Below are 13,437 nucleotides of genomic sequence, written 5' to 3' on the forward strand. Positions count from 1 at the left end.
AATTTAACTGTTCATATCCTCAATCATCTGCCCAATAAATTCCACAAGTTCCGGATTCATTTCACTATCCGTGTGCCATACGTAACCAAGATCAGGATCTTGTATGGTATAAATAATCCCCAGAAGTTCCGGAATGACTATTCCAGGTATTTCATCATCACCATCCATTGTTATCATAAAATGGTTGACCTCGTCCAATGGAGTTACCGTAATTGTCTTATATAGAAAACGTAGCTTAAATTCCTGCATGGTCATCAAAGTTAAAAAAAGCTATTGAACTGTTTGTCCCCCCCTGAATATAGGGCTACTTTTCTAATTAAAATGCAGCAACAAACAGTAGATTTTTTTTTAGATATCTTAAGATACAGGAAAACATAAAACAACAAAAACCTACACAACCCACAAAACCACACAATAAAACCAAAATAAATACACAAAAACATCAAAAAACAATAAAACAAACAAATAAAAAGATAAAAATCACAAATATTTTATAAAAAACACAAAATACACAACAAAAAAAACAACCAAAAACACATTTAAAACAACACTTTAAATGAAAAAAGTATTTTTTTATACTTTCTTATCTTATTTTAATAAAGATTAATAGTACCTTGGTATAACTATTAACTAATTACCAACCTAAAAATCTTTATTTATGAAAAGACTTATACTAAGTCTGTTCCTATTTCTCGCGGCTGCAGGAATTGCCTCTGCCCAGAATAGAACAATCTCCGGTACCGTGAAAGGTAAGGATGACGGACTACCACTCCCTGGAGTCTCTGTAAAATCAATTGGATCAACAGCTTCAGCTGTGACTGATGCCCAGGGTAAATTTTCAATAGGCGTTGCACCTGGAACCACAGCCATAACTTTTTCCTTCATAGGTTACACTTCACAGAGTGTTAAAATAGGAAGTTCAGATGTAATCAACGTGTCACTGGCATCAGACGCCAAAGCATTATCAGAAGTTGTAGTTACCGCCCTGGGAATACAGCGGAACCGTAATCAGGTTGCTTATGCCGCCCAATCCCTTGATGGTGCAGCTGTAAGTGAAAATCGCTCCCCTAACTTGGGAAGCAGCTTATCAGGTAAAGTTTCAGGATTAGAGATTCGCCAGAATAACACCATGGGAGGATCTACCAACGTGGTGATTCGTGGCGTCAAATCCATGACCAACAATAACCAGGCATTATTCGTTGTTGACGGAGTTCCTATTGCGAATAACACAATGAATACTCAAGATCAGCAGGAGGGTGTTAGTGGATATGATTATGGTAACCCTGCATCCGATATCAATCCAGACGATGTTGAAAATATTACGGTATTGAAAGGGGCTGCAGCTTCTGCACTGTACGGCTCTCGCGGCAGCAACGGTGTTATCCTCATCACGACCAAGAAGGGAAAATCTGGACTAAACATTACTGTTAACGCAGGACTTACCTATGGTACGGTAGATAAAAGTACTTTTCCTAAATTCCAAAAAAAATATGGAGCGGGCTATGGCCCTTACTACGGAACAGATGAATCGCAGTATCTAATTGACAACATAGATGTGAATGGGGACGGAATTAATGACCTACTTGTTCCTTTAACTGAAGATGCATCCTATGGTGCAAAATTTGATCCCAGCCTGATGGTTTACCAATGGGACGCATTTGATCCCACTTCCCCAAATTTCGGAAAAGCAAAACCCTGGGTAGCAGGAGCCAATGATCCCACCACATTTTTCGAAAAGCCATTGTCAAATAACCAAAGTATTGTCATCAGCAATTCTTACGACAAAGGCACCTTTAAACTGGGCTATACAAGAGATAATCAAAATGGTATCCTGCCAAATTCAAACATAAAGAAAGATGTACTGAACTTTGGTTCAACCTACAATCTATCCAGCAAATTAACAGCCGGAGCCAGTATCAACTATTCCAAAGTAGATGGTCGCGGACGTTATGGAACAGGTTATAGTGGGAATGCATTTAATCCAATGACAAATTTCAGGCAATGGTGGCAAACAAATGTTGATGTTCAGGAACAAAAAGACGCCTATTTTCGACTTAAAGGACTGTCAGCCAACGACCCTGCTTATGTAGGTAAAGAAAATGTCACTTGGAATCCCGCAGCTTACAACAATCCAAAACCAATTTTCTGGAACAACCCATACTTTGCCATGTATGAAAATTACGAAACTGACACCCGTGACCGATATATTGGCAATGTGAATTTAAATTATAAGGTTACTGACTGGTTAAATTTAATGGGAAGATACTCATTGGACAGCTATCATCAGATCCAGGAAGAGCGCGTGGCAATTGGAAGTCTGGAAGTACCGACCTATTCCAAATATTTAGAAGATTTTACAGAATCAAACCTCGACTTCCTGGCTACGTTTGACAAAAATATAGGGAGCGATGTAAACCTAAAAGCACTATTAGGTACAAATGTCAGACGGGAAAGAAAACAATCTACCTATGCTTTTACCAACGGAGGGTTAAGCATCCCGGGAATTTATTCATTAAGCAACTCGGTGAATCCTATCGAACCACCAGTTGAATATGACGACAGACGCGAAATCCAAGGTGTCTTTGGTGGATTTACGGCTACTTACAAAAACACCTACACGTTAGACGCTACACTAAGGAGAGATGTTTCTTCAACCCTTCCAGATGGCAATAATGCTTATTATTATCCTTCCGTTTCCGGTGGTTTTATATTCTCTGAACTATTAAAGGATAAAGCATGGCTTTCCTATGGTAAATTAAGGGCTAATTATGCAGAGGTTGGAGGAGACGCACCCATCTACAAGGTCCTGGATACTAAAAACATCACAGCTTCGTTTGACGGTCGCTCCCAGGCATCACTGAACATTATTAAAAACAATCCTGGCCTCAAACCTGAGCGATCGAAAAGCGCCGAGATCGGCATTGAAGCAGCCTTTTTAAAAAACAGACTCGGCTTTGATTTCACCTATTACAATACTAAAACCGTCGACCAGATTGTCCCTGTAGTAATATCAGGTGCGACTGGATATGCCAAAGTGTATCAAAATTCAGGTACGATTGAAAATAAAGGTATAGAACTCTCCCTTAATGGCCTACCTGTAAAAACAACAGATTTTGAATGGAGAATGAATGTCAACTTCACAAGAAACAGGAATAAGGTAACAGAGCTGTTTGCTGATGCGAGCGGCAACGAATCCAGTAACCTTGTACTGACAAATTTCCAGAATGGTGTAAGCGTAAATGCATCACTTGGCCAACCTTACGGTACGATTAGGGGATCTAATTTTGTCTATAATAGTGATGGCCAAAAATTAGTTGATGAGGATGGTTATTATTTACAATCCGAGACAGCAAACGAAGTTATCGGGAACATGAATCCAAAATGGACCGCCGGTATCAACAACAGCTTTAAATATAAAAACCTCAACCTAAGCTTCCTCATTGACATACGCAAAGGTGGCAGCGTATATTCATTAGACCAGGCCTACGGCCTTTCAGGCGGCTTGTATGAAGAGACTGCAGGCATCAATGAATTGGGAAATGAATCTCGCTTACCTGTTAGTGAAGGTGGTGGTATAATTAACCCGGGAGTACACGAAGATGGCACCCCTAATACCACCAGAATCGAAAACAATGCATCTGGTGCTTATGGCTATGAGACCCTTCCGAATGCTGCTTTTGTTTATGACGCCGGATATATTAAACTAAGGGAAGTAATCATAGGTTATACCCTACCACAATCTTTCACTTCTAAACTTGGCCCGATAAAAGGAATTGATGTTTCATTGATTGGTAGAAACTTATGGATTATTCATAAAAACTTACCGAATGCAGACCCTGAAGACGGCGTGAGTTTCGGAAACGTACAGGGATACCAGGTAGGTTCCTACCCAAGTGTAAGGAATTACACATTTAACTTGAAGGTTAGATTTTAACATAAACACATATGAAAAAGATAATACTAGCATTAGTACCTGCACTATTTTTAGTAGCATGTACTAAAGATTTAACTGAATTGAATGTCGACCCAAAAAGACCGGAAGACGTATCTTCAGGATCTTTATTTACCTACGCGCAGCGTCAATTGGTCACTACCATAACCTCAGCAAATGTAAACCTGAATATATTCAGATTAATAGAACAACAATGGCAGGAAACCACTTATGTTTCGGAAAGCCGGTATAATTTAACAAACAGAAGCATACCAGATAATTTATGGGACGATCTCTACCAAAAGGTATTGAATAACCTGGAAGCATCCAGAGGTTATATGGCAACGGACGTTCCTGATGAAAATCAACGTAAAAATGAAATAGCTATTTTAGATATTATGGAGGTGTATACCTGGCATTATATCATTACCACATTTGGAGATGTACCCTATACAGAGGCTTTAAATATTAACAATATTTTCCCCAAATATGATGATGCCTTAACCGCCTACAAAGACCTGATTGTAAGATTAGATAAAGATATCCTCGCCCTGAATCCTAACGCCGCCAGTATAGGAGCTGCTGATGCCATCTATGATGGAGATCCAGCAAAATGGAAAAAGTTCGCCAATTCATTAAAGTTAAAGATGGCACTAACAATTGCCGATACAGATGGCGCCCTTGCAAAATCGACTGCTGAATCCGCTATTACAAGTGGCGTTTTTACTTTAAACAGTGACAATGCCAAATTCCCATTTTCATCTATCACACCAAATACAAATCCGGTATGGGTGGATTTGGTTCAAAGTGGAAGACAGGATTTTGTAGCTGCAAGCACCATAACGACTAAAATGAATGCACTTAAGGATCCCAGACTGCCTTTGTTTTTCACCCTAGATAATACGGGTAATTATTCTGGAGGCACACCGGGATCATCCAGTTCTTACCTGAGCTTCTCTCATGCTGCCATTGAATTGACCAAAGCAAATTTCGAGGGAAATATATTAGATTATTCTGAAATCCAATTCCTTGTCGCCGAAGCTGCAGAACGGGGATACAGCACAGGAACAACAGCAAAAGCAGCTTATGATAATGCAATCATAGCATCAATCTTAGACTGGGGAGGAACTAGTGCCGATGCAGCTACCTATTTAGCCCAGACAACCGTAGCTTATGGAACAGCTAGTGGCAACTATAAAGAGAAAATAGGAACACAGAAATGGATAGCGTTATACAATAGAGGCATTGATGCCTGGCTGGAGCACCGCAGGTTAGATTATCCAATCCTACCCCTTCCAACAAGGGCAGTTTCCGGCTTCCCTACGCGCTTCACTTACCCTGTTAACGAACAGAACGTAAATGATGCCAATAGAGTTGCAGCCGCAGCAGCCATCGGTGGAGATGTTGTCGAAACCAAACTTTTCTTTGATAAATTTGAAGTGACTGAATAATTTCAAATTCTTTTTAAATAAAAAACCTGGACTTAAAACATCCGGGTTTTTTATTTAAAAAAAATATAAACCACTCTAATTATCAGCTAAAATATAAATTCATGTACGTAAACTGACAGTTGGTGTACTAAAATTCAGTTTACGGATGATTCACACTACATTGTCCTTCAATTAAATACTACACATTCAATCATCTAACGCTCATGGATCCAATTGAAGATATTCAAAACTACAAATTCGGCATATTCTACTGTAATACCCAGGATGTCAGAACCATTATCACAAAAAGAACAAGATTGGGATGGACAATTAATTTCGGGAGTTCGGAATTTTATTTATTTCTGGTGGTTACCCTAGGGATCATTTATGTCATTTATATGGACAGGTAACCTGACGGACAGTAATCCTTCCTCGTTTACACCAAAAGCCCCCACCTTCTTTTCAACATTTTTGATACGCAATCGTTACCGGGAGCGTTTGCGACTTTTATAATGCAGCAAGCTTTGATCAAATCGGATATAATTGCTTAGCATTGTTTAACCAAATATCAATCAAATGAAGTATATTCTTTTTGTGTGCCTGTGCATGTTATGTTTCTCCCTCAAAGCAAGTGCAAAACCTGATTTCATCGTCGCAAAAGACGGTAGCGGAAATTTTAAAACCGTACAGGAAGCCATCAATGCGGTACCTGATTTCAGAAAAAACACCACCGTTATTTTTATCAAAAAAGGAATATATAAAGAGAAACTGATTCTCCCTGCGTCGAAAACCATGGTAAGCTTTGTTGGGGAAAGCCGTGATGAGACCATTCTGACCTACGATGACTATGCACAAAAGAAAAATGTATTTGGTGAAGAAAAAGGAACATCCGGTTCTTCAAGCTTTTATATTTATGGTTCCGGCTTCAGTGCTGAGAATTTAACTTTCGAAAATTCTTCAGGCCCGGTAGGACAAGCCGTAGCCATATGGGCCGGAGGAGATAAACTATCTTTTAACAATTGCCGTTTTCTCGGTTTTCAGGATACTCTTTATACTTACGGAGCCGGCAACCGTCAGTTTTATCAAAACTGTTATATCGAAGGTACGGTCGATTTTATTTTTGGTGCAGCTACTGCCTGGTTCGAAAAATGTACACTCTACGCTAAAAAAAGTGGTTATCTGACCGCCGCATCTACTCCTGACACCATCCAGTACGGCTACGTTTTTAATCATTGTAAAATTACAGGTGATGCTCCTGAAAGCAGCTTTTATCTTGGACGCCCATGGCGCCCCTATGCAAAAACAGCATTTTTACATTGTGAAATCCCTCCTCTGATCCATGCTGAAGGTTGGGACAACTGGGGCAAAAAAAGTAATGAAGAAACCACTTCCTACGTGGAATATAAAAATACCGGGAAAGGTGCTGACCCTAAAAAACGTGTTAAATGGATGAAACAATTGAGTGACACGGAGGCAAAAGCCTACACTTATGCCCTTGTATTCAAAGGCTGGACACCCGAAGTGAAATAATCTGAATATCAATGATATTGATCACTCTTGCCCTCTTTTCTCCGGTAACGATTGCATAGATTTCTCTTCTATTTTACAGCCAAACACTGTACACTTGTCACAAACCAAATATCATATAATCAGCAACACCTATGAAGCGTATTACAGATCAATTGTCGCAGCTGCGTTTGTCCCTGATCGGACTGCTATTTTTCTCCGCAGCAAATACTTTTGCACAGCAGCCTCTAACCCTGCCTACCATACAACAACCTGAATTTAAAAAAGATACCCTACACATTACCCATTACGGCGCAATCGGAAACGGTGTTTTCCTGAATACGGAAAGCATCAACAAAGCAATTGATGACTGCAGCAAAAAAGGAGGTGGCGTTGTCCTTATCCCTACAGGTCTGTGGCTTACCGGTCCGGTGGAATTGAAAAGCAATGTGAATCTTCACCTTGAATCGGATGCCATCCTATTTTTTACAAATGACTTTACAAAATATAAGCTGGTTGAAGGAAACTGGGAAGGCTTACCAGCCTGGAGAAACCAGTCGCCAATATCAGGGAATAACCTGGAAAATATCGCCATCACCGGAAAAGGTATCATCGATGGAAATGGTGCTGCCTGGCGAATGGTAAAAAAAGATAAATTGACCGCATCACAATGGACAAAGCTGAAAGCTTCAGGAGGTGTGGTGAGTCCAGACGACAGAATATGGTACCCTTCAGAGAAAGTGCTGAAAGGTTCAAAGACAAAAAATGCAGGTGCCGTAGTATCAGGTAAAACGGCAACGGATTATGATGACATCAAAGAATTTCTGCGCCCGAACTTACTGGTCTTAACAGGCTGCAAAAAAGTATTGCTGGAAGGGGTTACTTTTCAGAACTCCCCAGCCTGGAATCTCCACCCGCTGCTGTGCGAAGACCTTACCTTACGTGATCTGCAGGTTAAAAATCCATGGTACGCCCAAAACGGTGACGGTGTGGATATTGAATCCTGCAAGAATGTCCTGATTGAAGGAAGTACATTTGATGTAGGTGATGATGGAATCTGCATCAAATCGGGACGTGATGAAGCCGGACGTGAGCGCGGAATCCCTACTGAAAATGTCATTATCAGAAACAATACGGTATACCATGCCCATGGCGGATTTGTAATCGGAAGCGAAATGAGCGGGGGTGCAAAAAATATCTGGGTAACGGATTGTTCCTTTATAGGAACCGATATAGGTTTACGCTTCAAGACTACACGTGGACGCGGCGGAATTGTAGAAAATATCTACGTGAATAATGTAAACATGATTGACATTGCTGGTGAGGCGATATTATTTGATATGTATTATGCCGCTCAGGATCCGGTTCCCCTTTCAGGTGAAAAACGTGATGCCATTAAAGTTGTAGTCGTTCCAGTGACTGACGCGACTCCCCAATTCCGCAATTTCGATATTAAAAATGTTGTCGCCAGCGGAGCCTCAAAAGCGATCTTCCTCAGAGGGCTGCCGGAAATGAATATTAAAGATATCAATCTTGAAAATATTACTATTCAGGCCGACAAAGGAATTGAATGCATCGAAGCTACAGGTATTACCCTCAAAAATGTGCATGTGATTGTCAAACACACCAGCCCTGTGGTACAAATTCAGAATAGCAAAAACATCAATTTCAATCAGCTGCAGTACAATGCAGGAAGTGAGCTGTTGTTTAATGTAACAGGAGAAAAATCTACCGCCATTAAAGTAAGCGGAACAGATGTCACTAAAGCCAAAAAAGTTTCAGGAATCAGTGCAGAAGTAAAATCTTCAGCACTGAAAATCAGCAAATAATAGACCAATACTGGGCCTGCAGGTCCAGTATTGTTTTCAGTTCACCAATTTACAAGCAGATCACCCCATCATTCAGCAGGTACAAAACATCAATTCAAATGAAAAAGCAACCTATACCATCCGGATTTTGCCTCCTATTGCTCTCTCTTTTATGCGCCCTCGGATCTCCGGTCCATTCCTTTGCCCAAGGTAAAAGTAAAGGGCTTGCGGAACAGCTGACCCTCAATGCCAAAGAAAAACTGTTCAAGGATACCGCCGCCAGGTGGAGCTATGACATGGGCGTTGTACTGGAAGGCGCCGCGGCAGTATGGAGAAGTACCGGAGATGGGACCTATTTCAATTTCATCCAGGAATCGATGGACGCTTATGTAGACAGTACCGGCAACATCAGCAAATACAAATTTGAAGACTATAATATAGATAATATCAAGAATGGCCGTTCACTCCTGCTGCTATACAAAGTAACAGGCAAGAAAAAATACCTTACTGCCGCCACCCATTTATGGGAACAGCTGCAGAAACAGCCGCGAACCCAGGAAGGCGGCTTCTGGCACAAAAAGATTTACCCCAACCAGATGTGGCTTGATGGCTTGTATATGGCTGAACCATTTTATGCAGAATATGCAAAAATGATGAACAAGGATGCGGCTTTTGATGATATCGCCAATCAGTTCATCTACATGGAAAACCATGCCCGTGATAAAAAAACAGGATTGTTATACCATGGATGGGATGAATCTAAAGCCGAGCGCTGGGCAAATAAAACCACGGGGACTTCTCCGAACTTCTGGGCAAGGGCAATGGGCTGGTATATTATGGCAATGGTAGACGTACTCGATAATTTCCCTGAAAACCATCCCAGGAGAAAGGATCTGATCAGCATCTTAAACCGGACAGCCACTGCCGCTGTAAAATATCAGGATGCAAAATCAGGTGTATGGTACGACATCCTGGATATGCCTGCAAGAAAAGGCAACTATCTTGAAGCCTCTGCATCCTCTATGTTTGTTTATTCTTTCGCCAAAGCCGTACGTAAAGGGTATCTTCCTCAACGTTTCTTTGTACCAGCGGTTAAAGGTTATGCCGGATTGAAGAAGGAATTCATTACCACTGCAGGAAAAGAAAGAGTGGACCTCAACGGGACTGTTTCGGTGTCCGGACTGGGTGGCAATAAAGTTTACCGTGATGGCAGTTTTGAATATTATATCAGTGAGAAAGTCATCACAAATGACCCTAAAGGTGTAGGTTCCTGTATCCTTGCTTTCAATGAAATGGAAATGGCAGCATTGCCTAAACCAGGAGCTGGTAAAACCGTGACCATCGATAATTATTTTAACAACGAATATACCACCGGACCTGCAGGAGATAAAATCCCTTACCACTATGTCTGGGAGGAAGATGATAACAATGGTTTCTCTTTATTTGGCCAGGTATTTAATCAGGCAGGTGTAAAAACAAATACGCTGAAGGAAGCCCCCAGCACAGCCAACCTAAAAGGATCAGACATTTATATCATTGCTGATCCGGATACAGAGAAGGAAACTGCAAGTCCCAACTATATGACCCAGGCACAGGCGAAACCGATAGCCGAATGGGTGAAAGCAGGCGGGGTATTAATTCTATTGCTGAATGATGCCGGCAACTGTGAGCTGAGCAAATTCAACCAATTACCCGAGCTATTTGGGATCCGTTTCAATGAGGACAGCCGTAACAGGGTTAAAGGAAGAAACTTTGAACAGGGAGGAATACAGATCCCGAAAGACAATACCATTTTTAAAACAGCAAAAAAAGTATATATTAAGGAAATCTCTACAATAGCCGTCAAACAACCTGCTGTTTCCGCATTGACGGATAAAGGTGATGTGGTGATTGCAACGGCTAAATATGGTAAAGGAACTGTATTTGCCGTGGGCGACCCCTGGTTTTATAATGAATATATTGACGGCCGTAAATTACCGGAAGACTTTGAGAACTTTAAAGCAACACAAGACCTGGTGAACTGGGCCATTAAACAAATTCCCACTAAAAAATAACCACACATGCAGGCCAAGACCTTTTTGATACTGTTGACCTGTCTTCTTCCGGCATTATGTTTTGCCCAGGAAAAAGATAGCCTTGCCGAAAAAATGCTGATTTACCAGCTGTCCAATGGAGGATGGCCCAAACAGCTGGAGAACAAGTCTGTTGTCAATTATAGCCTACCCTTGACGGAAAGCCTAATGGAACTGATTAAGCAAACCACAGCTGCTCATGCCACGATAGACAATAAAGCCACCAGCAGGGAGATCAACCAACTGGTAAGTGCCTATAAGAAAACGGGGAATACCGATTATTTAAAAGCAGCAGAAAAAGGGATAGCCTACCTGTTATCTGCACAACATCCTAACGGAGGCTGGCCACAGTATTATCCTGACCAATCGTCTTACCGCAGCCAGGTGACCTATAATGATAATGCGATGATCAATGTGCTCAATATCATGCAGGATATTGTGACTGGCAATAATGATTTTGACGTGGTCTCCCCTTCTGATATCCCCAAAGCAAAAAAAGCCGTGAAGAACGGCCTTGCCTGTATTCTAAAGACACAGGTTACACAAAATGGACACCTCACTATCTGGGCAGCACAATATGATAAAAATACATTGCTGCCGGCGAAAGCCAGGGCTTTTGAGCCAGCTTCCCTGAGTGCAGGTGAATCAACTGGCATTGTCTACTTCCTGATGCGTTTCAAAAAACCATCTAAAGCCATACAGACTTCAGTTATAGCCGCTGTACAGTGGTTTGAAGAGAACAAAATGGAAGGCCTGAGATTTGCAAAAACAGTTGATGCAGCGAACAAAAAAACAATGGCTTTAATTCCTGATAGTGCTACAGTTACCTGGGCAAGATTCTATGATTTGAAAAGTAATAATCCGATATTTGGAGATCGTGACCATAGCATAAAACTTAAGCTAGAAGAGGTAAGTGAAGAGCGCCGGAACGGATATGCCTGGTACGGTAATTTTGCTCAGAAATTAATAGAAAAAGAGTACCCGAAATGGCTAAAGGTCAACGGTATTAAAAAATTATAAAATGATAACTAGAATATTAAAAATCCATCCCAACGACAATGTGCTGGTGGCCTTGCAGGACTTGAGCAAAGGCGAAACTATTATTCATGATGGCCATTCTTACTTACTACAGGATGATATCCATGCAAAGCATAAATTCTTTATGCAGGATATGAACCCTGGAGATACCATTATTATGTATGGCGTGCTGGTTGGCAAGGCACAACATTTTATTCCCAAAGGTGGTTTAATGAACACCGACAATACCAAACACGCATCAGACCCTTTCGAATACCGTCCGTTCCAGTATGAATGGCATCAACCTGATGTGTCCAGATTTGAAAACCGGACCTTCAATGGGTATGTAAGACCTGATGGACGTGTGGGTACTGCCAATTACTGGTTATTTATTCCAACTGTGTTCTGTGAGAACAGAAACCTTGACGTGATCCGTGAAGCCCTGCATAACGAACTTGGATATGCTGTTACAGATAAGTATAAATCTTATACGCACCACCTTGTAGATGCCTATAAAAATGGGGAAGACCTTGCCGGGGCGGACCTGGGTTCAATAGGCTCAGCCAACCCTGCTGCCAGTCGCCTCTTTAAAAATGTGGATGGGATCAAATTCCTCAATCACCAGGGTGGTTGTGGCGGCACGCGTCAGGATGCTGGTGTGTTAAGCAAACTTTTGGCTGCCTATGCTGACCATCCGAATGTTGCCGGTGTAACCGTTTTAAGCCTCGGTTGCCAGAACCTGCAGGTGCAGGATTTTATGGATGACCTGAAAATACGCAATCCACATTTCGACAAACCCCTGTTTATATTTGAGCAGCAACAGTCACAGAGTGAAGAACAGCTGGTCAAGGAGGCGATCCGCAAAACCTTTACAGGGCTGATAGAAATCAATAAAATTGAAAGACAACCAGCCCCGCTGAGCAAACTGGTGATTGGAGTGAAGTGTGGGGGAAGCGATGGATTCAGCGGGATCAGCGCGAATCCTGCAGTAGGTTATACCTCTGATCTTGTGGTTGCACTGGGCGGCACCATCCTGCTCGCTGAGTTCCCAGAACTTTGCGGCGCCGAACAACAGTTGATAGACCGTACCAGGGATGAGGCAGCAGCAAAGAAATTCATTATGCTGATGACCTCCTATAATAATGCGGCCGTCAATGCCGGATCAGGATTCTTCATGAACCCTTCACCAGGTAATATCAAGGATGGACTGATTACTGATGCCATCAAAAGTACAGGTGCAGCAAAAAAGGGAGGTACTTCTCCGGTAGAAGATGTGCTGGACTATACAGAACCAGCCATAAAACCAGGATTAAACCTGGTGTGCACCCCAGGGAATGATGTGGAAGCAACCACAGGTAAGGCCGCATCAGGAGCAACACTTATTTTATTTACCACCGGACTGGGTACACCTACAGGAAACCCAATTTGTCCAACCATCAAGGTGTCTACCAACAATGTCCTGACCAAACGTATGGGGGATATTATTGATATCAATACAGGACCTATTATAGAAGGCGAAAAAACGATTGAGCAAATGGGTGAAGATATCCTGGAATACTGCATCAAAGCGGCAAGTGGTGAAGTCATTCCAAAAGCAGTCCTTCTGAATCAGGATGACTTTATTCCCTGGAAACGTGGGGTAAGCCTTTAACAGCACAATATTCAAATTGTAC

General features: G+C 41.7%; 9 protein-coding genes. 8 read left to right on the forward strand and 1 reads right to left on the reverse strand.

The annotated features are described in order from the left end of the window. Positions 1–3: 3 nt before the first annotated feature. Positions 4–249: a hypothetical protein gene (locus ACSBL2_RS22550; protein ID WP_442588819.1), complete on the reverse strand. Its 246-nt coding sequence runs from the start codon at positions 247–249 to the stop codon at positions 4–6. A 409-nt stretch (positions 250–658) separates the two neighbouring features. Between ACSBL2_RS22550 and ACSBL2_RS22555 the strand changes: the two genes are divergently transcribed. The 8 genes from ACSBL2_RS22555 to ACSBL2_RS22590 all read left to right on the forward strand — a co-directional run bounded on the left by ACSBL2_RS22555 (position 659) and on the right by ACSBL2_RS22590 (position 13,415). Continuing rightward, complete coding sequence (locus ACSBL2_RS22555; protein WP_442588820.1) at positions 659–3,934, forward strand: SusC/RagA family TonB-linked outer membrane protein; 3,276 nt, start codon at positions 659–661, stop codon at positions 3,932–3,934. An 11-nt stretch (positions 3,935–3,945) separates the two neighbouring features. Continuing rightward, complete coding sequence (locus ACSBL2_RS22560; RefSeq protein ID WP_442588821.1) at positions 3,946–5,382, forward strand: SusD/RagB family nutrient-binding outer membrane lipoprotein; 1,437 nt, start codon at positions 3,946–3,948, stop codon at positions 5,380–5,382. Positions 5,383–5,585: 203 nt separating this feature from the next. Then, entirely contained in the window at positions 5,586–5,771 is a 186-nt protein-coding gene (locus ACSBL2_RS22565; protein WP_442588822.1) for a hypothetical protein, read from the forward strand. Between the two features lie 166 nt (positions 5,772–5,937). Continuing rightward, a complete protein-coding gene (locus ACSBL2_RS22570; protein ID WP_442588823.1) occupies positions 5,938–6,891 on the forward strand; it encodes a pectinesterase family protein in 954 nt (317 codons plus the stop codon). Positions 6,892–7,022: 131 nt separating this feature from the next. Continuing rightward, the gene (locus ACSBL2_RS22575; RefSeq protein ID WP_442588824.1) at positions 7,023–8,696 is read left to right on the forward strand and encodes a glycoside hydrolase family 28 protein; all 1,674 of its coding nucleotides are present in this window, start codon (positions 7,023–7,025) and stop codon (positions 8,694–8,696) included. A 98-nt stretch (positions 8,697–8,794) separates the two neighbouring features. Continuing rightward, on the forward strand, positions 8,795–10,729 hold the full coding sequence (locus ACSBL2_RS22580; protein WP_442588825.1) for a glycoside hydrolase family 88 protein: 1,935 nt from the start codon (positions 8,795–8,797) through the stop codon (positions 10,727–10,729). A gap of 6 nt (positions 10,730–10,735) precedes the next feature. Further along, positions 10,736–11,767, forward strand: a complete 1,032-nt coding sequence (gene pelA / locus ACSBL2_RS22585; RefSeq protein WP_442588826.1) for a pectate lyase — start codon at positions 10,736–10,738, stop codon at positions 11,765–11,767. Position 11,768: 1 nt separating this feature from the next. Further along, positions 11,769–13,415, forward strand: a complete 1,647-nt coding sequence (locus tag ACSBL2_RS22590) for a UxaA family hydrolase (RefSeq protein ID WP_442588827.1) — start codon at positions 11,769–11,771, stop codon at positions 13,413–13,415. Positions 13,416–13,437 lie beyond the last annotated feature (22 nt).

Source organism: Pedobacter sp. AW31-3R, assembly GCF_052180285.1.
Taxonomy (GTDB): Bacteria; Bacteroidota; Bacteroidia; order Sphingobacteriales; family Sphingobacteriaceae; genus Pedobacter.